The organism is Streptomyces sp. NBC_00316 (assembly GCF_036158715.1).
Taxonomy (GTDB): domain Bacteria; phylum Actinomycetota; class Actinomycetes; order Streptomycetales; family Streptomycetaceae; genus Streptomyces.
Map to the genome: position 1 here is coordinate 7,326,307 of NZ_CP108023.1, position 23,081 is coordinate 7,349,387.

A 23,081-nucleotide genomic window follows, 5' to 3' on the forward strand; every position below is an offset into this window, starting at 1 on the left:
CCGCCGGGCCGGCGTCAGGCCCAGGCCCCCCGCTCGCTCAGCACCGTACGCAGCGTCTCGATGTGATCGGTCATGATGCCATCCACACCGAGATCGAGGAGAGCTGCCATCCGCTCCGGTTCGTTCACCGTCCAGACATGGACCTGGAGCCCGCGCGCGTGGGCCTCCCGGACGAAGCGCCGGTCGACCACCCTGACCCCGTTCTGGCTCTCCGGGACCTGCGCGCACACCGCTCCGGCGCGCAGCGCGGCCGGTATGCCGTACGAGCGCAGACGCAGGCCGAGGACGCCGCGGGCGCCGTACGAGGTGGCGAGCCGCGGGCCCGCGAGGCGGTGCGCCCTGGCCACCCGGGTCTCCGAGAACGAGCCGACGCACACCCGGTCCCAGGCGTCCGTCCGGCGGATCAGATCGATCAGCGGGACCAGGGCCGACTCGGCCTTGATGTCCACGTTCCAGCGGGCGTCGGGGAATTCCTCCAGCAACTCCTCGAACAGCGGCAGCGGTTCGCGGCCCGCCACCCGGGCCTGCCGTACCTCGCTCCACGGCAGGTCGGCTATCCGGCCCCGGGCGTCCGTCACCCGGTCCAGGGTGGTGTCGTGGAAGGCGACCAGGCGGCCGTCCGACGTGGTGTGCACATCGGTCTCGAAGTACCGGTAGCCGGCATCCGCGGCCCGGCGGAAGGCGGCCGTCGTGTTCTCGATCCCGTCCGCCGCTCCGCCGCGGTGGGCGAACGGGATCGTCGCGGGATGGTCCAGATAGGGGTGGCGTAGGGAGGTCACTGCGGAAGTATGGCCTCCTCCGGTGACGGCGCGGTGACGGCGGTGGTGCCGGGCTCCGGCGCGGGGGCGACGGTCCCGTCGGCGGGATCTGCCCCGGGGACCGCGAAGACGCGCAGGAAGAGCTGGGCGAGCGGGCCGATGCTCACAGCGTAGAGGACCGTGCCCACGCCCAGGGAGCCGCCGAGCAGGAATCCGGTCGCCACCACCGCCACCTCGATCGCCGTGCGGACCAGGCGGATGGAGCGGCCGGTGCGCCGGTGCAGACCGGTCATCAGTCCGTCGCGCGGCCCGGGGCCGAACCGCGCCGCGATGTACAGCCCCGTCGCGACACCGTTGAGCACGATGCCCGCGGCCATCACCGCGATTCGCGCGGCGAGGCCGTGCACCTCGGGGACGAGAGCGAGCGTGCCGTCCATGGCGAGACCGATGGCGAAGACGTTGGAGACCGTCCCGAGGCCGGGGCGCTGCCTCATCGGGATCCACAGCAGCAGGACCGCCGCGCCGACGATGATCGCGACGACTCCGATGGAGAGCCCGGTGCGCTCGGCGAGCCCCTGGTGCAGCACCCCCCAGGGCTCGAGGCCGAGCCCGGCGCGGACGAGAAGGGCCGAACTCACTCCGTACAGGGCCAGGCCGACGTAGAGCTGGACCAGCCGCCGTGTGAGGTGCGGCCGGCGGCGCGGGACAGCGGTGTGGGACAAGACGTCCTCCCTGGTGTGGTGGCAGTGGACCGATGCATGACACTCTGGGGCGGTGGATTGGCTACCAACCATGGCCAATCCCGGGAAGGTGGACTGATTTACATGGCGCAGTGGACTTCGGCGGTCGGTGCCGCGCAGCTCGCCCGTCAACTCCAGGCCCAGCAGCAGAAGCCGATGGGCCCGGGCGCCCGCAGGCCGCCCGCCTATCGCGCCCTCGCCGACGGCATCCGGCTGCTCGTCCTCGAAGGCCGGGTTCCGGTCGCCGCCCGGCTTCCCGCCGAACGTGAACTGGCGCTCGCCCTCTCCGTCAGCCGCACCACCGTCGCCGCCGCCTACGAGGCCATGCGGGCCGAGGGGTTCCTGGAGTCCCGGCGCGGGGCCGGCAGCTGGACCGCGGTCCCGGCGGGCAACCCCCTGCCCGCACGCGGTCTGGAACCGCTGCCCCCGGAATCGCTCGGTTCGATGATCGACCTGGGCTGCGCCTCGCTGCCCGCGCCCGAACCCTGGCTGACCCGCGCCGTCCAGGGGGCCCTGGAGGAGCTGCCGCCGTACGCGCACACCCACGGCGACTACCCGGCGGGGCTGCCCGCGCTGCGGCAGATGATCGCCGACCGCTACACCGAGCGCGGCATTCCCACCATGCCGGAACAGATCATGGTCACCACCGGCGCCATGGGCGCGATCGACGCCATCTGCCATCTCTTCGCGGGGCGCGGCGAGCGGATCGCGGTGGAGTCCCCCTCGTACGCCAACATCCTGCAGCTGATGCGGGAGGCGGGCGCCCGGCTGGTGCCGGTGGCGATGGAGGAGGGGATCGGCGGCTGGGACATGAACCGCTGGCGGCACGTGCTGCGGGACGCCGCTCCTCGGCTCGCGTACGTCGTGGCGGACTTCCACAACCCCACCGGTGCGCTGGCGGACGAGAACCAGCGCCGTGCGCTGGTGGACGCGGCCCGCTCCGCCGGGACGGTCCTGGTCGTCGACGAGACCATGAACGAACTCCACCTGGACGACGACGTCGAGATGCCGCGCCGGGTCTGTGCCTTCGACCCGGCAGGCAGCACCGTGCTCACCGTGGGCTCGGCCAGCAAGGCCTTCTGGGCCGGCATGCGGATCGGCTGGGTGCGGGCCGCGCCGGATGTGATCCGCAGCCTGGTGTCCGCCCGGGCCTACGCCGACATGGGCACGCCGGTGCTGGAGCAGCTCGCGATCAACTGGCTGATGCGGACCGGAGGCTGGGAGGAAGCGGTGGAGATCCGCCGCGGCCAGGCGCGGGAGAACCGGGACGCGCTCGTCGCGGCGGTCCGGCGGGAACTGCCGGAGTGGGAGTTCCAGGTGCCGCAGGGCGGGCTGACGCTCTGGGTGCGTACCGGCGGACTCTCGGGGTCGAGGCTGGCCGTGGCGGGTGAGCGGGTGGGGGTGCGGGTGCCGTCCGGCCCGCGGTTCGGCGTCGACGGCGCCTTCGAGGGGTACGTACGGCTGCCGTTCACGGTCGGCGGGCCGGTGGCGGACGAGGCGGCGGTGCGGCTCGCGGCGGCGGCGCAGCTGGTCGGATCGGGGGCCGGCGCGGGGGCGGAGGCGCCGCGGACGTTCGTGGCCTGATCGCCGGACAGGGCCGGAGCCGGCAGGGCGACGGGTGGCGGACCGCGCGATCCGCCCCCGCCGCCCCGCGCACCTACTCGCTGAGCGTCAACTGCTCGGCCGTCAGGACGTTCTGCGCGGTCAGGGCGTTCTCCGGGGTCGACGGGTCCGGGATCGCCGCGTCCGCAGCGGTCGGATCGGGCACGTCCGCCTCGGCCGCCGTCTCCCGCGCGGGCAGCAGATCGAGCACGGCCTGCCGGTGCGCCTCGCTCGTCGCGTCGTCGTACGGGTCCGGGGTGGCCGGCACCTGGAGCCGCAGAACCGGACCGGTGCCGAGCCGTGCGTACCCACGGCCGAGCGGGACGTCCGGCGTCGGTGTGGTGTGCGGTTCGAGGCCGAGCACGGACTCGATCTGCCCGCGTGAGCAGGAGCCGAGGGCGACCCGGGCGCGGGTGTGCGTCCGCAGGGTCTCGCCGAGTGTGTCCAGGCTGTCGAACTGGTCGGCCGTCACCACGGTGACATTGGCCGCCCTGCCGTGCCGCAGCGGCACCTGAAGCAGCTCCTGCGGGTCGGGCCGCCCGTCGACGGCCGCGAGATGACCGAGGACACTGGGCCGGTCCAGCAGGATCCAGAGCGGGCGCCTGATGTCCTCGGGCGCGGGGTGCCCGGCCTGCCGGGCCCGGTTGGCGGCGATCAGCCGCCGCTCCGTCTCGTGGGCCGCCCACTCCAGTGTGGCCAGCGCACCGGCCAGTGCGCACTCGACGGCCATCACCCCGGTGCGCCCGGTCAGGCAGGCGTACTCACCGGTTCCGCTGCCTTCGATGATGACGATGTCACCGTGCTGGAGCGCCTGCACCGCGATGGAGCGCATCAGCGTGGTCGTGCCGCTGCCCGGCTGTCCCACGATCAGCAGATGCGGTTCCGTGGACCGGGCGCCGGTCCGCCAGACGACCGGGGGTGCGTCCCGGGTCTTCTCTCCGTCGGCCACCGGCACGGTGCGCTGTACCGCGTCGCCGTCGGTGAAGCCCAGCACGGTCTCTCCGGGGGCGGTGACGAAGCGCTGTGCGGCGATCGAGGTGGGCAGCGGGTCGAGCACGTTCATCACGAGCTGATTGCCCTCCTCGTCCCAGGCGAAGTGGTACTCGCGGCCGCGGCCCGACTTGGCGTGCAGCAGCTGCTCGATCCGGGTACGGGAGGCTGCTTCGCCGTCCGTGAAGTACGCGGGGTAGGCGACCCGGAGCCGGGTCACGCGCCCGTCCGCGTCGAACGCATAACCGCTGAAGGCCTTCTTCCATTCGCCGCCGTGGGCGAACAGCGGGCTGGGGTCGTCGGCCACCGAGAAGTACGGCACGAGCGCCTCGTACAGGGCCTGCAGCCGCCCCGTCTCGGCCTTGTCCGGGCCGGTCCTCACCGGCGGGCGACGGCGGCCCTTCCAGGCGGCGACGCCCATCACCGCGACCAGGGCGAGCAGAGGCCCGTAGGGGATGAGCGCCACCACGAATACGCAGACCGCGACAAGGAACAGCACGGGACTGCGCCGCTCCTTGGGCGTCGCGGCCCACTTCCGCCGTCCTGCGCCGACCAGCAGCCGCAGCCCACGCGCGACCGTGAACAGCGGGTGGAGGACGTCGGTGGCGTTGTCGGCGGCCGTGCGCGCGAGCTCGCGACCGCGAGTGATCGAAGCGCTGCCGCTGCTCAGAATGCGGGGGAGTGGTCGCCGGGCCACGTCGGTCTCCTGAGGTGGGGTGGGAGCGGTCGCGGAGGATCAGAACTTGATCCCGCCCAGCAGGCCGGCCAGGCTCGCGCCGCCCGCGGTGATGCTCGGTGCGATGGCGGTGCCTGCCAGATAGAAGCCGAACAGGGCGGTGACGAGGGCGTGCGAGCCCTTCAGACCGTCCTTCCTGAAGAACAGGAAGACGATGATGCCGAGGATGACGACGCCTGACATGGAAAGGTTCATGAGTGGTTCTCCTGTTTGGGGGGACAGTCACCATGAGTCCTTCCAGGCTCACAAAAAGTATCTATACGATAAAAGCTGCAATCGGGTGAAACTGCGATATTTTCACTGGAACGGCCGACCGGGGACGTCTCTCGGGCGGAATATCGGCACGGTGCACCACTCCTCGCTCACTGGGCGTGATCGTTTGCCGCGGCCGGACCGGGGCATGTGCGCTGCGTGGCAGTACCCTGTCGGTTCACTCGTACGGCCCCACGACGTACCACCCACCTGGCCGGCGGCAACAGAACCTGTTATTTGGAAGGCGGTCCGTCCGATGAGCGAAGTCCCGGATCCCGAGGTCGTGGAGCTGGCGACCAAGGTCTTCGACCTGGCGCGCCGCGGCGAGACCGAGACGCTCGCCGCGTACGTGGACGCCGGTGTGCCCGCGAACCTGACCAACGACCGGGGCGATTCGCTGCTGATGCTCGCCGCCTATCACGGGCACGCCCAGGCGGTCACCGCCCTCGTCGGCCGTGGCGCCGACCCGGACCGGGCCAACGACCGCGGGCAGACACCGCTCGCCGGAGCCGTCTTCAAGGGGGAGGGCGCGGTGATCGAGGCACTGCTCGCCGCAGGCGCCGACCCGGCGGCCGGAACGCCGTCCGCGCTGGACACCGCACGCATGTTCGGCAAGGCCGACCTGCTGGAACTCTTCGGCTCCCGCTGAGCGGGTTCGCGGTAAATGTGGTCGCGGTGACGAAATGGCTGGGTCATCATGACGTCGCGGGCCCGATCCGGGCCACCGACGAGAGGCAGAGGAAGATGGTCTACACCAAGCAGAAGACGGCGGTCGGCCGATCATGTTGCTGCGCGGCGTAGTGCCCCCCGGCACTTGGAACTGCACAGTCCCGGTTGCGTCGACAGCTTGATGTGAGGCTTTTCCCATGTTCGATCCGTTCATAGCGCCGAGCGGCACCCTGCTCGGCCTGCTGCAGAGGGGCCGCGGCGACGGCACGCTCCACGCGCTCGCCGCCCCGCGCGCCGAGGCCCTCGCGGCCCTCAACCACTGCGTCCTGAGCGATCCGCGGCACGACTGGCAGGTCGAGAACCGCTCCCTCTACTACGCACGCCTGTACCTCGACCTCGACGGCGGCATCGAGGAGATCGAGCGGCACCTGAGCGATCCCGACGACCACGTCGACACGGACGACTCACGGACCGGCCTGGCCCTCGCGGTCCTCGGCCACCTCGCCTCGTACGGTCGCGGCGACGCCCTGGCCCTGCTGCGGCGGTACGCGGCGACCGGCGCCAACTGGGCGTGGGCCCTCGACGAACTGGCCCTGCGCGACGACGACGCCGGACTCCGTGCCCTCGCCGTGCCCGTACTGGCGCGATTCCCGGCCACCGAAGAGGGCGCGGCCGAGCTCGCGGCCGCCGTGCGGGACGCATTCGAGCCCCGGCCCTGGCGGCTGTGGGCGGACGATCCGCGCGAAGCGGTCGGCGCCAGGGTCAGGTCAGCCTCGGAACAGGGCTCGTTCGACCGCTGGCAGCGGCAGATGCGGCCCGGCGGCCCACGACCCGGCTGGAGCGTCCAGGCCGTCTTCGACTGGGCCCAGCAGGGGCTGGACCGCGGCAGCCTGCTGCACGTGCCGGCTGCCCGCTGTCTCACGGCCGTCGCCGGTCCCGAGGACCGGCCGGTGATCATCGAGGCGGCCCGCAGCGGCCCGGAGGGCGCCCGTTGCGCCGCCCTGCACTATCTGTCCGAGGCCAGGGACCCGGCCGTGCTCGACCTGATCGAGGCCGCCGCTGCCGGCCCGTCGCGCACCGTCGCCGATGCGGCCGTCGCCGCCTTCGAGCGGATGTGCGGCGACGCGGCGGTGGACCGGGCCCGGCGCTGGGCCCGGCGGCCGGACACGCTCGGCGCCGCCGCCGCCGGAGTGCTCGCCTGCCGGGGCGGAGCCCAGGACGCCTCCCTCGTCCTCGCCGCCCTGCGCGACGCCGTACGCGGCGAAGGGCCGGACGCACCGCGCCTGTGGACCCTGGTCGACGGCGCCGGCCGGCTGGGCATCGTCTGCGCCGCCCCCGTCCTGCGCCACATCTACCGGGAGACGTCCTCCTCCCAGCTGCGCGGCCGGGCGGCCCGCGCACTCGCCGCCACCGACCCCTCCTTCGCCACCGGCTTCGCCGTCGAATGCCTGTGGGACTGCGAGGAGACCACGCGGGAGGTCGCCGCGCTCCACGCGGAGACCGGTGACATCAGGGTGGCCGAACGGCTGCGCCGACTGGCCGCCGACCCGGCCGAGGAGGCCGAGGTACAGACCGCCGTACGCAGCAGGATCGGCCCCGACACCCCCGGCGCCTGACCCGCGGCACGCACGGCAGGGCGCAGCGCTTCGGGGGAGCGCGGCCCACCGGGCCACGGAACGTCCAACGCTCATGGGACGTTCCCCGGGTGGAAAGATCCAAGTCGGCCCCGTCACGTCCGGCGCGACGACAACACGGGTATGCGTGTCGTCATCGTCACCGAATCCTTCCCGCCCGATGTGAACGGCGTGGCCCACTGCACCCTGCAGACCGCCCGGCACCTTGCCGCGCGTGGCCATGAGCCGCTCGTCATCGCCCCGGCCACGGCCGGTGCGCCGACCACCTTCCGGTCCTCCGGTGTGCCGGGGACCGCGCCCGCCGGCGGCGACCTCGCGGGCCCTCCGGCCTCCGCGGCCCCCCACCCGGATGCCACCGGCACCCCCGACCTCTTCGCATCGGACGCGCCCTGCCCCGTGGTGCGCGTCCCTTCCCTGCCCCTGCCCGGTTACTCGCAGGTCCGGGTGGCACTTCCGAGCCGCCGGCTGACGGCCGCCCTCGTCGCCCACCGGGCCGAACTCGTCCATCTCGCCGGACCGTTCGTGCTCGGCGTACGCGGCATGGCGGCAGCCGCCCGGCTCGGGCTGCCGGCCGTGGCCGTCTACCAGACCGATCTGGCCGGTTACGCCCGTACCTACCTCGGAGCCGGTGAGAACACGGCCTGGCGCCGGATGCGCGCCGTGCACGGCGCCGCCGACCGCACCCTCGCGCCCTCCACCGCGGCCATCCGTGACCTCACCGCCCACGGGGTGGAGCGGGTGCGGCTGTGGCCGCGCGGCGTCGACACCGTACGGTTCCGGCCGGGCCTGCGTGACGAGGCGCTGCGCCACCGTCTCGCCCCCGGCGGCGAGAAGATCGTCGGTTACGTCGGCAGGCTCGCCCCGGAGAAGCACGTCGAACTCCTCGCCGGTGCCGGCCGGTTGCCCGGTGTGCGTATCGTGGTCGTCGGGGACGGTCCCAGCGCCACCTCGCTGCGCGCGGCCCTGCCCGGCGCCGTCTTCCTCGGCCGCAGGACCGGGGACGACCTGGCCCGGCTGTTCGCCTCGCTCGACATGTTCGTGCACACCGGCCCGTACGAGACGTTCTGCCAGACGGTCCAGGAGGCCATGGCCTCCGGTGTGCCCGTGATCGCCCCGGCGGCGGGCGGGCCGCTCGACCTCGTCGACCACGGGCGGACCGGACTGCTGGTGGCGCCGCACGACGCCGACGCGGTACGGGCGGCCGTCGGCGCGCTCGCCGTGGACCCCACGCGGGCGTCGGCCTACGGGCGGGCAGGAAGGGCCACGGTCGAGGGCCGGACCTGGGAAGCCGTCGGCGATCAACTGCTGGACCACTACGACGAGGTGCTGCGCGGCCGGACGGCGGTGGCCGCATGACCGGGCACGAGCGGGGAACGGTCATCGTCCGCCTGGCGAACTTCGTCACCCCGTCCTCCGGCGGACTGCGCACCGCCTTGGACGAACTCGGCCGGGGCTATCTCGCGGCCGGGCACGAGCCGGTGCTCGTCGTGCCCGGCGACAGCGCGAGCGATGTACGGACCGCGCAGGGCAGGGTGATCACCCTCCCCGGACCGGTGCTCCCCGGCAGCGGCGGCTATCGCCTCCTGACGGTCCGCCGCAGGCTCCGCCACCTCCTGGAAACGCTGCGGCCCGACCGCCTGGAGGTCTCCGACCGCACGACCTTGCGCTGGACCGGCGAATGGGCCCGCCGCGCCCGGGTGCCCGCCGTGATGGTCTCCCACGAGACGGCGGACGGGGTGCTGCGCACCTGGGGCGTTCCGGCGGTCGCGGCCGGGCGGGCCGCCGACCGGCTCAACACCCTCAGCGCACACGCCTACACGCGGATCGTGTGCACGACGGAGTGGTCGGAGCGCGAGTTCATACGCATCGGCGCACGCAATGTGGTCCGCGCCCCGCTCGGCGTCGACCTGCGCCGCTGCCGCCCCGGCCGGCGCAGTACGGCCCTGCGTGCCCGGCATGTCCGCGGCCGGTCCGTGCTGCTTCTGCTGTGCTCCCGGCTCTCGGTGGAGAAACGGCCCGGCAGGGCCCTGGACGCGCTCGCCGTCCTCAACGGCCAGGGTGTGCGTGCGACGCTGGTGGTCGCCGGTGACGGGCCGCTGCGCGCGGGGCTGGAGAGCCGGGCGCGGGCGGAGCGGCTGCCGGTCGAGTTCCTGGGGCATGTGCGGGACCGGGAGCGGGTGGCGGATCTGCAGGCCGCGGCCGACATCTGCCTGGCTCCCGGCCCTGCCGAGACGTTCGGCCTCTCGGCCCTGGAAGCACTGGCCTGCGGCACTCCGGTGGTGGCGAGCGCGAGCTCCGCGCTGCCCGAGGTGATCGGCGAAGCGGGAGTGGCCGCTGCGGACAGCGGCGAGGCATTCGCCGCGGCCGTGCAGGAGTTGCTGGCGCGTCCGGAAGCGGGGCGGCGCGCGGCGGCGAGACAACGCGCCGAACTCTTCGGCTGGGACCGCTCGGTGGCGGCGTTCCTGGCCGCCCACGAGGTGCCGGACCGGGGCGGGATACCGGGGGTGCGGGCATGACGGGGGTGGAGGTGCGGAGGGAGGGTGTGGCGGGGCCGGCGGTTCCCGAGGTGGATGCGGTGGGGGAGGGCGTCGGGCGGGCCGGTGCCGCGAGGTCGCGGCCGGGTGCTTGCGCACCGCTCGTGTCACGCGCATCATCCGCACCGCCGGCGCCGAAGGGACGTCCGGTGCCGCTCGCACGGACCACGCCGCCTCCAGCGGGCACTCCGTCCGCACCACCGGGGCGGCCCGTCGCCGTCCGTCCGCCGATCCGCTTCGCCGCACTCGGGGACTCGTTCACCGAAGGAATCGGCGATCCCGTCCCCGGTGGCCGGCGCGGCTGGGCCGCGCTGCTCGCGGAGGGGATCGGTGACGGCCGCCGGGGCGTCGAGTTCCGGAATTTCGCCGTCAGCGGCTCGCTCGCCGGCGATGTCCGCGACGAGCAGGCCCCGGCTGCCGCCGCATTCCGGCCCGACCTCGCGTCCGTCGTCGTCGGCGTCAACGACACGCTGCGCCGGTCGTTCGACATCCGGCTCCTCGCCCGGCGGCTCGACGAGGCCTGCGCGCTCCTGACGGAGGGCGGAGCCGTGCTGCTGACGGCCTGTCTGCCCGACCCCGGCGCCGTACTCGGGCTGCCTGCTCCGCTCGGCCGCCCGCTGGCCCGGCGGCAGCGGGCGGTGAACTCCGTCGTCCACGCGCTGTCCGCACGCTACGACGCCGTCCATCTGCACGCCTCGGACGGGGCATGGATCCGGGACCGTTCGCTGTGGAGTGCCGACCGGCTCCATCCGGCCGAGCGCGGCCATCGCACCGTCGCAGCCGGCTTCCACGCGTTGCTCGCCGCCCACGGCGCCCCGCCCCGGCGCGAGCCGGAGCAGCCGCCGCCGAGCCGCGCCGACTCGCTGCTCTGGCTGGCCACGGCCGGCACCGGATGGCTGGTGCGCCGGAGCACCGATCTGCTGCCGCAACTGCTGTGCCTGGCAGGAGCGGAGGTGCGCCACTGGGCGCGCGGCACGACCGGACAGCTGGACCGGCGGGCCGACCTGGCGCTGCAGAGCGCGCTCGCCACCGTCACGTTCCCGACGCTGCCCGCCGAGCCGTCCACCCCGGCGTCCGTACGGCACGTCAGTATGGAGGGGTGACTGGACGCTGGGAGTTCTGGATCGACCGTGGGGGCACGTTCACCGACGTGGTGGGCCGCGATCCGGACGGTCGCCTGGTCACCCGCAAGCTTCTCTCGCACGACCCGGACCGCTACCGGGACGCCGCCGTGGCCGGGATCCGCCTGCTGCTGGGGCTCGGCCCCACCGACCCGGTGCCCGCCGACCGTGTCCGCAGTGTGAAGATGGGTACGACCGTCGCCACCAACGCGCTGCTGGAGCGGCGCGGCGAGCCGACCGTCCTGGTCATCACCGAGGGATTCCGGGACGCCCTGCGCATTGCGTACCAGAACAGGCCGCGCCTCTTCGACCGCCGCATCCTGCTGCCGGAGTCCGTGTACGACCGGGTGATCGAGGTCCCGGAGCGGATCGATGCGCACGGCGGGACCGTCGCGCCCCTCGACCTGGCAGCGACGGCGGAGCAGTTGAGAGCGGCGTGGGCCGACGGATTCCGCAGCGCGGCGGTCGTCCTGATGCACGGCTACCGGCACCCCGCACACGAGACGGCGGTCGCCGCCGCGGCCCGTGAGGCCGGTTTCACCCAGGTCAGCTGCTCCCATGAGGTCAGCCCGCTGATCAAGCTCGTGCCGCGCGGCGACACCACGGTCGTCGACGCCTACCTGTCGCCGATCCTGCGCCGGTACGTCGACGAGGTCGCCGGTGAACTGGACGCCATCCGGCTGATGTTCATGCAGTCCAACGGCGGACTGCGCGAGGCTGCGCACTTCCGCGGCAAGGACGCCGTGCTCTCCGGCCCGGCGGGCGGTGTCGTCGGCATGGCCCGTACGTCGGAACAGGCGGGTTTCGACCGCGTCATCGGCTTCGACATGGGCGGTACGTCCACCGATGTGTCGCACTACGCGGGCGAGTTCGAGCGTGAGCTCGGCACCCAGGTGGCCGGGGTGCGGATGCGCGCCCCCATGATGAACATCCACACCGTCGCGGCAGGCGGCGGCTCCGTCCTGCACTTCGACGGCCGGCGCTACCGGGTGGGACCGGACTCCGCGGGCGCGGTCCCCGGCCCGGCCTGCTACCGCCGCGGCGGGCCGCTCACCGTCACCGACGCCAATGTGATGCTCGGCCGGGTCCAGCCCGCGCACTTCCCCGCCGTCTTCGGGCCGGACGGAGATCTTCCGCTCGACGCCGATGTGGTGCGCGAGCGCTTCGGCGAACTCGCAGACGAGGTGGCCCGGGCCACCGGAACACGCCGTACCGCCGCCGAGGTAGCGGCCGGATTCCTGGAGATCGCCGTGCTCAACATGGCGACCGCGGTCAAGAAGATCTCCGTGGAACGCGGCCACGACATCACCCGCTACGCCCTCACCTCCTTCGGCGGGGCGGGCGGCCAGCACGCCTGCGCCGTCGCCGACGCACTCGGCGTCGACACGGTCCTCGTCCCGCCCCTGGCCGGGGTGCTGTCCGCCTACGGCATCGGTCTCGCCGACGCCAGCGCCATGCGCGAGCAGTCGGTCGAGGCCGAACTGGACGACGAGGGGACACGGACCCGGCTGACCGAGCTCCACGGGGAACTGGCCGCCCGCACCCGCGCCGAACTGCGCACCGACGGCCTCCGGGACAGCGCGATCCGTACACACGCACGGGTGTTCCTGCGCTATGCGGGTACGGACGCGAGCCTGCCCGTCGACCTGGACACCGCGCCCGCGATGACGGAGGCGTTCACGGCGGAACACCGCGCCCGCTACGGCTTCACCATGGACCGGCCCCTGCTCGTCGAGACGATGTCGGTCGAGGCGACCGGCGCGGCCGGCCGTCACGTACCGCACCCGGTGGACCGGTCGGCCCGTGAGGGCGCACCGCAACCGCACGACACGGTACGGATGTTCGCCGAAGGCAGATGGCAGCACACCCCGCTCCACCGGCGCGCGGCCCTGCACCCGTCGGACACCGTGACCGGTCCCGCCGTGATCGCCGAGGCCGACGCCACGACCGTCGTCGATCCGGGCTGGCAGGCCACCATCGGCGACACCGGCCATCTGCTGCTGACCAGGGCCCGTCCGCGCCCCGGCCGGACCGCGATCGGGACGCGGGTGGACCCCGTCATGCTGGAGGTGTTCAACAATCTCTTCATGTCGATCGCCGAGCAGATGGGCGTACGCCTGGAGAACACCGCCCACTCCGTCAACATCAAGGAGCGGCTCGACTTCTCCTGCGCTCTGTTCGACGCGGCCGGCAATCTGATCGCCAACGCCCCGCACATTCCGGTGCACCTCGGCTCGATGGGGGAGTCCATCAAGGAGGTGCTGCGGCGCAACGGCGACACGATGCGCCCCGGGGATGTGTACGCCATCAACGACCCGTACCACGGCGGTACGCATCTGCCCGATGTGACCGTCGTGACGCCGGTGTTCGACAGCCGCGAGACGCCCGGCGACGGTCGCCCCGGGCTGCGGTTCCTGGTGGCGTCACGCGGCCATCACGCCGAGATCGGCGGCATCACCCCCGGGTCGATGCCCGCCTTCAGCCGCACCATCGACGAGGAAGGGGTGCTGTTCGACAACTGGCTGCTGGTGCGGGACGGCACGTTCCGTGAGGCCGAGACCCGGGAACTGCTCACCGGCGCCGCGTACCCGTCGCGCGACCCGGACACCAATCTCGCCGACCTGCGCGCCCAGATCGCCGCCAATGAGAAGGGCATCGCGGAACTGCGGCGCATGGTCGACCAGTTCGGCCACGAGGTCGTCGACGCGTACATGGGCCATGTGCAGGACAACGCCGAGGAGTCCGTACGCCGGATCATCACCGAACTGCACGACGGTTCGTACCGTTACGAGACCGACAACGGTGCGGTGATCGAGGTCGCGCTGACCGTGGACCGTGCCACCCGCAGCGCTGTCGTCGACTTCACCGGCACGTCACCGCAGCAGCCGGGGAACTTCAACGCCCCGAAGTCGGTCGTCATGGCCGCCGTGCTGTACGTCTTCCGGACCCTGGTCGCCGACGACATCCCGCTCAACAGCGGCTGCCTCGAACCCCTGGAGGTCAGGATCCCGGAGGGCTCGATGCTGGCGCCCGTCCACCCCGCGGCCACCGTGGCGGGCAATGTGGAGACCTCCCAGGCCGTCACGGGCGCGCTGTACGCGGCGCTCGCCGTCCAGGCCGAGGGCTCGGGCACCATGAACAACCTGACCTTCGGCAACGACCGTGTGCAGTACTACGAGACGGTGGCCGGCGGGTCGGGCGCGGGCGACGGCTTCGACGGCACCGACGCGGTGCAGACCCATATGACCAACTCCCGCCTCACCGACCCCGAAGTCCTCGAATGGCGCTACCCGGTGCTGCTGGAGAGCTTCCAGGTGCGCGAAGGAAGCGGGGGAGCGGGCCGCTGGCACGGCGGCTGTGGGGTGGAGCGCAGACTCCGGTTCCTCGAACCCGTCACGGTGGCGCTGCTGTCCGGGCATCGCCGGGTCCCGCCGTACGGCATGGCGGGCGGCGAACCGGGCGCGCTGGGCAGCCAGCACATCGAGCGTGCCGGCGGGCAGGCGGTCACCTCGCTGAAGGGGTGCGACACGGCGGAGCTGGGCCCCGGCGATGTGCTGGTCCTGCGCACACCGGGCGGTGGAGGCTACGGGACACGGCGGCGCGGGGACCCGTCGGCGTCGGAACCTGCGTGACCTCCGTGGGGCTGCGAACGCCCGGACGGCCGCGGAGTGGTGCCTGTCACGTTCCGCCGCGCTGCGGCCGGCCGAGGTGAGGTCCGGCCGGCGATGGGGCAACCGGTAGCTTCTGCGCCGTTTCGACCGTTGTCAGTGTGAGGACCTAATCTGTGCAGCGTGACTTCGCCTGCCTACACGGACAACGCTGCGCCCCAGCTCAGCGCGGGGCCGCGGCCTGCCACGGGCCCGGCCGCCGACGAGGGGCTCGCGCGGCGGCTGCGCGCGCTCGCCTGCACGGCGCCGCTGCACGACCTCGACGTGCGCAAGGCGAATCTGGCCGGTGAGTACACGGTCTACGCGATGGCGGAGGTGGCGCTCGCCGTCATCGACCTGGTCACGCTCAACATGGACTTCGACACGGGCGCCGACCACGAACAGATAGTGACCAGGGTGCTCCCGCGCGTCGCGGCGCAGGCCCCGCGCCGCCCTGCCGCGGAGCATGAGCGGGTGGCCCGCTGGGTGCTCGAGAACCTGATCAACGTCGGAAGTGTGGACCGCGGTTTCCGTGCGGTGTACGGCACTTTCGGCCCCGACGGGGTCTATGTCCGCAGGGACTACGACTTCAAGCTGATCGAAGAGGTACCGGGATACGGCGGCAGCGTCTATCTGCGGGCCACCGACGAAGCGGTCAACGTCCTGGTCGGAGCCCTCGACACGGACGTCACCAGCGCCCAGATCGCCGCCGAGGTGAAACTGGAGGTCCTGATCAGCCGGGGCCGCCTGGCCGACGCGCAGCTCGCCGCCGAACAGGCCCGCTACCGCACCGTGCAGTACGCGCAGACCCTCCGCAAGACGCTGGAGGCGACCCGGCGCAACGTCAGGGCCGTCGACTGGCTCAACGCCGTGCCCGACATGATCGCCGAGGCGCTGGACCACGTGGCCGACCGCTACCGCCACGAGAACGCGATCCTCACCAACATCCGCAAGGCCCGGGACGAGGCGGAGGACCCGGAGCACAAGCGCCGCGCCGCCGAGCTCGTCGACATCGTCAAGGACTGCATCCGCCGCCACACCCAGCTCCAGTCCCGCCTGCTGGAGGCCGGACCCCTGTTCCGCGCCGAGCAGGACCGGCAGGCGTTCGCCACCCCCACGGCCAGGACCGGACTCGACCTGTACGGCCAGCTGGTCGCCCCGCTGCTGCCGCTCCCCGTCGAGCAGGCCACCCGCGTCACCGACGCGTTCTTCGCCCACGGCACGGGGCTGCGCACGCCCCCGTCGGTCCGGGTGGGCGACCTGGTCGACATGCTGCTCACCCCGCCTGTCGAGCGGGAGCACCTGGGCGCCGAGATGCCCGAACCGGACCTGATCGCCACACCGGACGACAGCAGGTTCAGCGAGGAGCAACTGGCGAGCGCCATGGACCTCCTCGACCTGGAGCACGACGCACCGCGCAGGCTCTCCGGGCTCCTCGCCGAGGCCCGGCGGCGCGATCCGGACCTGCCCTATCTGGTCGCCCTGCTGGCCGTCCACGCGGCATCCCCGCCGGTCGGCACGGCCTACCGGCAGGGAGAGCGGCGCCTGCTGTTCGCCGTCGACGACGGGACCGAGCTCGACGACCCGGAGTTCGGCGGCGCCGATCTGATCGTGGGCATGGCCCTGCTGGACGCGGCCGGAATGGCCGCGGACCGCTCGGAGGCGGCATGACCCGGCGCGGACGCCGGGTCCGCCCGCGTCCCCATCCCGCCCACCGCCGACCGGGCGCCCCCGCGTGCGCCGGCGCCGTCCACCCCGTACCACCGAACTTCCGCACCGAGGAGCGACCGTCGTGAGCGACCACCGCGCAGAACACACCGACGCGTGGGGCGAGCCGGCCGCCGGGTACGCAACCGACGGCGAAGCCGCCCACGAGACGGCGGCGCCCACCGCCGTCACCCCGGCCGACGCCGCCGACGCCGCCCGGCTCGTCGCCTTCGGGCTGCAGCCCAAGCTGCTGCCCGCCCGCGACGCCGAATACGCGGAGCTGCTGCGCCGATACCGGGAGGAGACCCCCTTCGCCAGGCTCGCCGACGCCGTGGCCACCGGACTCGGACTCGTCGTCCTGGAGGTGTCCACCCGGGCCGGTATGGCCGTGACGGCCGGCGAGGACTCGGTCTTCGCCGTCCGCATGGGCGACTACGCCCGCCGTGCCTCCTCCGACTCCGCCGACCGCTTCCTGCACGGACTGGCCCACCTCGCCGTCGCCGCCATGGCCTTCCCACGCCCCGAGGACCTCGCCGACGACGCGTACATCGGCCGGATCACGGTCAACGGCATCGACGCGTTCGTACGCCAGGCATGCCACCGCCTGGAGGAGCGCGCCGAGGAGCACGGCGACAACACCGACCCGGCGACCGACGCCCCCGGCCTGGAAGCGGCCTGGCGGATCTACGCCCGGCGCAGCGCGACCGGCGCGACGAAGGACGCCCGGCGGCTGGCAGGTTCGACCACCGGCATCGTCGGGAAGGCCGTCGCCTTCCTCACCGACTCCGGTTTCCTCCAGCGCACCGGGGACGACGCCGGAGGCGCATTCCGTACCACCGCCCGCTACCAGCTGCAGGTCCGTGACATGGCAGGCACCGCCGCCATGGCCGAACTGCTGGAGCTCGGCGTCGTACCCGTCACCGACGGCGCGGCGACGCTGCTGCCGCCGCCCGACGGCGACGACCTGGAACTGGCGGCCGACGCAGGTCTGCCCTTCCACGCCTGAGCGCCCCACCGCCGCCCCACTTCTGCTTTCCGAACGACGAGAGTCCGCCGCCATGTACGAGCTGTCCCGGGTCCGCCTCTACTCCATCGGGCCTGCCGGTGCGCGCTACGCCGACACCGTGCTTGACCTGCGCGGAGTGGGCGAGCCCGTGCCCCACCCCGCCCCGGCCCAGGCGGAGTTCTTCGAGGAGGAGCCATTCGGCCCGCCGCGCCGCCCCGCGCCCGCCGGTGTGCTCTTCCTGGAGAACGGCGGCGGCAAGTCCGTCCTGCTGAAGCTGATCTTCTCGGTGATGCTGCCGGGCCACCGCAACACCCTGGGCGGCGCCAGCTCCGGCGTCCTGCGCAAGTTCCTGCTCGCCGACGACTGCGGCCATGTGGCCCTGGAGTGGCAGCACACCCTCACCGGCGAGTGCGTGGTCGTCGGCAAGGTCAGTGAGTGGCGTGGGCGGCAGGTCTCCAACGACCCGCGGAAGTTCGCCGAAGCCTGGTACTCCTTCCGCCCCGGGCCCGGGCTCAGCCTCGACTCGCTGCCGGTCGCCGAGGCCACCGCCGTCGGCCGCCCCGTCGAAGGCACCTCCGGGGCCCAGGGCAGGCGACGCACCATGAAGGGCTTCCGGGACGCCCTCACGGACGCGGGCAAGTTCTACCAGCACCTCGATGTGTACTGGGAAGAGATCCACGACCGGTGGAACGAGCACCTCGGCGACCTCGGTCTCGACCCCGAACTCTTCCGCTACCAGCGCGAGATGAACGCCGACGAGGGCGAGGCCGCGGGTCTCTTCGCGGTCAAGAAGGACTCCGACTTCACCGACCTGCTGCTCCGCGCCGTCACCGACACCCGCGACACGGACGGCCTCGCCGACCTCGTCAGCGGCTTCGGCAACAAGCTGGGCCGCCGGGCCGAACTCACCGCGGAACGCGACTTCACCGCGGGCTCGGTCGATCTGCTCGGCCGGATCGTCGAGGCCGCGGACACCCGTTCCCGCACCCGTGACGTCCACGCGGGCGCCGAGCGTCGCACCCGTACCCTCGCGCGCAGGCTCTCCGCCCGCGCCGCCGAGGAGCGCGGCCGCACCGCCGACCTCGCCCAGCAGGTGACGGGCGCCGCACACACCGTCACCGCCGCCGAGGAGTCCCGCAGCCGCAGCGCGCTCATCGCCGCCGAACTCGCCTACCGGCACGCGTCCCTGGCGCTGGCCGCGGCCGAGAAGGGCGCCGCCGCCCAGCGCCGGGAACTGGTCGACGCCCGCACCCTGCACTCCGCCTGGCAGGCAGCCGAAGCCGTGCTGCGCCACCGCGCCGCCGGCGACCGGTCCGCGCGCGTCGCCGCCGCCATCCGCGAGGCCGAGCGCGACGCCGCACCGGCGCTCGCCGCCCGCGCCACGGCCGCCGCCGACCTCGTACGCGCCCTGCACACCGCCGCCGAAGCCGGCGAGCAGGTGGCCAACGAGGAGGAGGAGCGCTCCGACACCCTTCAGGCCGCAGGTGAGACGGCCCACCGGGACGCCACCACCGCCGCCACCGAGGCCCAGCGCGCCCGCAGCGAGGCCGGGCATCTGCGCCAGCGCCTCGCCGAGGTCGAGCAGGAGACCGCCGAGGCCGTACGGGCGGGCTGGCTCGACAACACCGCGCCGGACGCCGACCCGGCGCGCGCCGCCCTCGCGGCGAGCGACGCCGAGAAGTCCACCGTCGCCGCGTGGAACACCGCCAGGGAAGCCGCCGTCGGCGCGGCCGACCGGGCCAGGCAAGCGGCGGCCGCCGAGAGCCGGGCCGAGCTCGCCGCGGCGCGGGCCGCCGACGGTGCGCAGGCGGCGCAACAGTCGTACGAGGCCGAGTTCAGGGCCGCCGAGTCGATCGCCGCCGACCCTCGCCTCGCGGACCTGCTGGGCCTGCCCCAGTCTCACGGCACCGGAGTACCGCGGCCCCGCCGGGGCACCGCCGGAAACGAAACGGGCACGGCGGCGGACACCGCCGAAGCGCATGCCACCGGTCCTCATGACGCATCCCGCGACCGACACGAGGACTCCACGGTCGCCCGATCCGACCGGCCGGCGGCCGACCACGGCGACGGCGCCGCTCACGCCGTCGCCACCGAACGGCCCCTCACCGCCGAGGAGCTCGACCGCAGCGCCGACGAACTGCGGGACCTGCTCGATCAGGGCATCGCCGCCGCCGAACGGCGCCTCTTCGAACTGCGCACCGCGGCTGCCGACGACTCCCGCATCCTCGGCGCGCTCGGCGACGGCGGCCTGCTGCCGCCCGGCCCCGACGTCCTCGCCACCGTCGAATACCTCGGCGAGCACGGCATCCCCGCTCTGCCCGGCTGGCGCTATCTCGCCCAGGCCGTCGACCCCGCCGACCACGCGGCGGTGCTCGCAGCCCGTCCCGAGCTCGTCGACGGCGTGGTCATCACCGACACCGACTCGCACGCCCGCGCCCGCGAAGTCCTGGGCAGCGCCGCCCTGCTGCCGCGCTCCGCCGTGGCCGTCGGCACCACAGCCGCGCTGCTGGCCCCCGTACCGGCGGCCGGAACCGGCTTCGACGCGGACGGGGTGTTCCTCGTCCCGCCGAACCCCGCGATGCACGACGAGCACGCCGCCGACGAGGAGCGGCAGGCGCTCAGAAGCCGGGCTGCCGCACGCGACGAGGACATCCGCACGCTCGCGGCCCGCCTCACCGGCGACCGGTCGCTCGCCGCCCGCATCGGTTCCTGGCGCGCCGACTGCCCGCCCGGCATGCTCGCCGAGCTCGCCGAAGCCGCGCGCACCGCCCGCACGGCCGCCGAGACGTCCCGGGCCACCCTCGCCGAGGCCCGTACCGTGCGCGCCGAGGCCGACGAAGCCGCCGCGGACACCGCCCGTGTCCGCGACGAGCGCCAGGAGGCCGCCCAGCGGGCCCGTCGCGCCGCCGACGCCCTCGCCGGCCTGGCCCACCGTCTCCGCGAGCGCGCCGCCTGGCAGACCAAGCTGCGCGAACTGACCGAAGAGGCAGCCGAGTCCGAGGCCCGGGCCACCGTCTGCCTGGAACGGGCCCGCGCCGCCGACGAGGACCGCAGGGCCGCCCAGCGCGCCGCCGACGACGCCCGCCGCACCGCCCGCGCCCTGCGGGCCGAACGTGCCGAGATCGCGGGTGCCCCGGAGCACCTCCCGGAGCCCGAGGGCGACGCCCCGCGTCCCGCCCTCCCCGCCCTGCGCGAGGCGTACCGGGCCGCATCCCAGCTGTACGAGAAGGTGGGTGTCGGCGCCGACCTGCGCGCCGAACAGGCCCGCGCCGAGAGCGACGAGAGCGCCGCCCTCGCTGAGCTGGACCGGCTCACCAACAAGGTCCGCAGCCGGGCCGCCCAGCTCCTCGAAGGCACCGACGGCGCCGACGGCCCGTCCCGGCAGGCTGCCGCCGCCCGCGCCGAGTCCCTGGTCCAGCTCCTGGAGACCCGGGCGTCCACGGCGAGCGAGCAGCTCGGCCGGCTGCGCGGCGAGGCCGAGCGCCTGGCCCCGGCCGACGGCGAGACCCACCACACCGAGCTCCCCGACGAGCTGGCCCCCGCCGACGCCGAGCAGGCCCAGGACCTCCTGCGTACCGCCACCGCCGAACTCGGCACCGCCACCGGCGCCCTGGACACCGCCCGCGCCGTACACGGCGAGCTGCTGCACGCCCACCGCACCGCCGAGGCCTCCGCCGGCGGCTTCGACGAGACCGCGGCCCTCCTGCGCGACCTGCTCAGGGACCACGGCGCGGACGACGATCCCGAGTCCCCGGATCCGTACCCCGGCAGCCTCGACGAGGCACGGCAGTCCGCCGCCGAGACCCGCCGCTCACTGCGCGGCTGCGCCGCGGACCTCTCCGCGGCGGAGAGCGCGGTGCGCGAAGCGAGCGACGTGCTCGTACGGCACGCCAACTCCACCCGCTACGAACAGGTCCGTACCCCGGCCCGCCAGCAGATCCGTGAACTCCCGGCAGCCGCTCTGCCCGAGCACGCCGAGAAGTGGGCCGCCGCCTTCGCCCCCCGGCTCCGTGTCCTCACCGACGAGCTGGTCCAGCTGGAGCGCAACCGCGACTCCATCGTCGACCGGCTGCGCGGGCTCGTGGAGTCCGCGCTCACCACTCTGCGCTCCGCCCAGCGGCTCTCCCAGCTCCCCGAGGGACTGGGGGAGTGGTCCGGTCAGGAGTTCCTCCGGATCCGTTTCGAGGAGCCCGACCAGGCAACGCTCACCGAGCGGCTCGGCGAAGTGATCGACGAGGCCACCCGCGCCGCTCTCAGGAAGAACTCCGATCTGCGCCGCGACGGCATGTCCCTCCTGCTGCGCGGCGTCCAGGCGGCACTGGAGCCCAAGGGCATCGCCGTGGAGATCCTCAAGCCGGACGCGGTGCTCCGCGCCGAACGCGTCCCGGTCGGTCAGATGGGCGATGTCTTCTCCGGTGGTCAGCTGCTCACCGCGGCCATCGCCCTGTACTGCACGATGGCCGCGCTCCGCAGCAACGACCGGGGTCGCGACCGGCACCAGCACCGCCACGCGGGCACGCTCTTCCTCGACAACCCCATCGGCCGCGCCAACGCCACGTATCTGCTGGAGCTCCAGCGCGCGGTGTCGGACGCCCTCGGCGTACAACTGCTCTACACCACAGGCCTGTTCGACACGACGGCCCTCGCGGAATTCCCACTGGTCATCCGGTTGCGCAATGACGCGGACCTGCGGGCGGGCCTGAAGTACATCAGCGTGGAGGAGCATCTGCGCCCCGGTCTGCCGCAGCAGGACCCGAACGGTGAGACGGTGCACGGCGAGATCACCGCCACCCGCATGTTCAAGCGCACCCCGACGACGCCCGGGACGTCAGCGGTGACCGGGACCTCGGGGATCCCTCAGCAGACGCAGGAGACCCCTGCGACCCCGCAGGTCCCGGAATCCATCCGGACTCCCGGCGCCACGACCGACGACTGACCCCAACTCCCCGTCGGGGCGCGCGCTCAAGCCCGGGACAGGCTGCTCGCGCCCCGGCGGCGTATCCGCGCGCGCTCCCGCTCCGCCGCCCGGGCCGTCCGTCGCGCCGCACGCCGCTCCCGGCGCAGCTGCCGCGCCGAACTGCTCGGCACGGACACCACACCATGGCGCTGATTCCAGACCTGGCGGGTCACCCACACGTCCAGCACCGACCAGGTCGCGACCACCGTGCTGCCCACACTGCTCAGCAGCATGGGGAACGCCAGCCAGGAGCCCGTTATCGTGCACAGCAGAGCCACCATGGCCTGAATGATCGTCAGTGACATGATGAGCACGGCACGCACGGCCGCCGTGCGCACCGGATCCGGCATCCGCCACCGAATCGCGGGCTCCTCCACCCACAACGGCTGACGTGGGATCCGTGCCCCGCTCCCCGTCGACACCGGGCTCCGACGCTCTTCCGTGTCCAAGGACCCTCAACTCCCCACCGCTGTCCGACTTCAGGGTTGCTGCCCGGCATGCGCCGTTTCTACGCGGGCGGACCCCACCGTCCTGCCGTACGTGCGTTCCGCACTCCCCATCCCTCGTACAGACAGACGAATGGCCGACGCTGAAGATTCCCCCGATCCCTCATGGAACGCATAGTTCCAGCCAACTGATGGCTGAGCGGTTACGGGACTGCGTAGGGTCTCTTCTGCCGCTTTCGCGGAATTCATCTCCTGGAATGCCATGACAACTCGTGATCAACA

At 73.4% G+C, this 23,081-nt stretch carries 15 protein-coding genes; 10 read left to right on the plus strand and 5 right to left on the minus strand.

What is annotated here, in order from left to right:
- Positions 1-14 precede the first annotated feature (14 nt).
- Positions 15-779 (minus strand): glycerophosphodiester phosphodiesterase family protein, encoded by a 765-nt coding sequence (locus OG878_RS32630; RefSeq protein ID WP_328890095.1) that lies wholly within the window; start codon positions 777-779, stop codon positions 15-17.
- Positions 776-1,480, minus strand: a complete 705-nt coding sequence (yczE, locus tag OG878_RS32635; RefSeq protein WP_328890096.1) for a membrane protein YczE — start codon at positions 1,478-1,480, stop codon at positions 776-778. The genes OG878_RS32630 and yczE overlap by 4 nt, the downstream gene beginning before the upstream one ends.
- Positions 1,481-1,582: 102 nt before the next feature.
- Between yczE and OG878_RS32640 the strand changes: the two genes are divergently transcribed.
- Positions 1,583-3,082 carry an SCO1417 family MocR-like transcription factor gene (locus tag OG878_RS32640; RefSeq protein ID WP_328890097.1) on the plus strand — a complete coding sequence of 500 codons (1,500 nt, stop codon included), beginning with the start codon at positions 1,583-1,585 and terminating at the stop codon, positions 3,080-3,082.
- Between the two features lie 73 nt (positions 3,083-3,155).
- Here OG878_RS32640 and OG878_RS32645 read toward each other — a convergent pair whose 3' ends face one another.
- Positions 3,156-4,787 carry an ATP-binding protein gene (locus OG878_RS32645; protein WP_328890098.1) on the minus strand — a complete coding sequence of 544 codons (1,632 nt, stop codon included), beginning with the start codon at positions 4,785-4,787 and terminating at the stop codon, positions 3,156-3,158.
- Between the two features lie 39 nt (positions 4,788-4,826).
- The gene (locus OG878_RS32650) at positions 4,827-5,021 is read right to left on the minus strand and encodes a hypothetical protein (protein ID WP_328628654.1); all 195 of its coding nucleotides are present in this window, start codon (positions 5,019-5,021) and stop codon (positions 4,827-4,829) included.
- Positions 5,022-5,334: 313 nt separating this feature from the next.
- Here OG878_RS32650 and OG878_RS32655 point away from each other — a divergent pair, with 313 nt between their 5' ends.
- The 9 genes from OG878_RS32655 (at position 5,335) to OG878_RS32695 (ending at position 22,332) form a co-directional block, all read left to right on the plus strand.
- Positions 5,335-5,727 (plus strand): ankyrin repeat domain-containing protein, encoded by a 393-nt coding sequence (locus OG878_RS32655; RefSeq protein ID WP_328890099.1) that lies wholly within the window; start codon positions 5,335-5,337, stop codon positions 5,725-5,727.
- A 217-nt stretch (positions 5,728-5,944) separates the two neighbouring features.
- Positions 5,945-7,363, plus strand: coding sequence for a HEAT repeat domain-containing protein (locus tag OG878_RS32660; protein ID WP_328890100.1), 1,419 nt, complete (start codon positions 5,945-5,947; stop codon positions 7,361-7,363).
- Positions 7,364-7,504: 141 nt separating this feature from the next.
- Complete coding sequence (locus OG878_RS32665; protein ID WP_328890101.1) at positions 7,505-8,737, plus strand: glycosyltransferase family 4 protein; 1,233 nt, start codon at positions 7,505-7,507, stop codon at positions 8,735-8,737.
- Positions 8,734-9,897: a glycosyltransferase gene (locus OG878_RS32670; protein WP_328890102.1), complete on the plus strand. Its 1,164-nt coding sequence runs from the start codon at positions 8,734-8,736 to the stop codon at positions 9,895-9,897. Before OG878_RS32665 ends, OG878_RS32670 begins: the two co-directional genes overlap by 4 nt.
- A 248-nt stretch (positions 9,898-10,145) precedes the next feature.
- Complete coding sequence (locus OG878_RS32675) at positions 10,146-11,018, plus strand: SGNH/GDSL hydrolase family protein (RefSeq protein ID WP_328891459.1); 873 nt, start codon at positions 10,146-10,148, stop codon at positions 11,016-11,018.
- Positions 11,015-14,668, plus strand: a complete 3,654-nt coding sequence (locus OG878_RS32680; RefSeq protein ID WP_328890103.1) for a hydantoinase B/oxoprolinase family protein — start codon at positions 11,015-11,017, stop codon at positions 14,666-14,668. Before OG878_RS32675 ends, OG878_RS32680 begins: the two co-directional genes overlap by 4 nt.
- A gap of 159 nt (positions 14,669-14,827) precedes the next feature.
- A complete protein-coding gene (locus tag OG878_RS32685; protein ID WP_328890104.1) occupies positions 14,828-16,354 on the plus strand; it encodes a hypothetical protein in 1,527 nt (508 codons plus the stop codon).
- Positions 16,355-16,475: 121 nt separating this feature from the next.
- Positions 16,476-17,396, plus strand: coding sequence for a hypothetical protein (locus OG878_RS32690; protein WP_328890105.1), 921 nt, complete (start codon positions 16,476-16,478; stop codon positions 17,394-17,396).
- Between the two features lie 52 nt (positions 17,397-17,448).
- Positions 17,449-22,332, plus strand: coding sequence for a hypothetical protein (locus tag OG878_RS32695; RefSeq protein WP_328890106.1), 4,884 nt, complete (start codon positions 17,449-17,451; stop codon positions 22,330-22,332).
- Between the two features lie 26 nt (positions 22,333-22,358).
- On the opposite strand, the gene OG878_RS32700 is transcribed toward OG878_RS32695, so the two are convergent.
- On the minus strand, positions 22,359-22,802 hold the full coding sequence (locus tag OG878_RS32700; protein ID WP_328890107.1) for a hypothetical protein: 444 nt from the start codon (positions 22,800-22,802) through the stop codon (positions 22,359-22,361).
- Positions 22,803-23,081 lie beyond the last annotated feature (279 nt).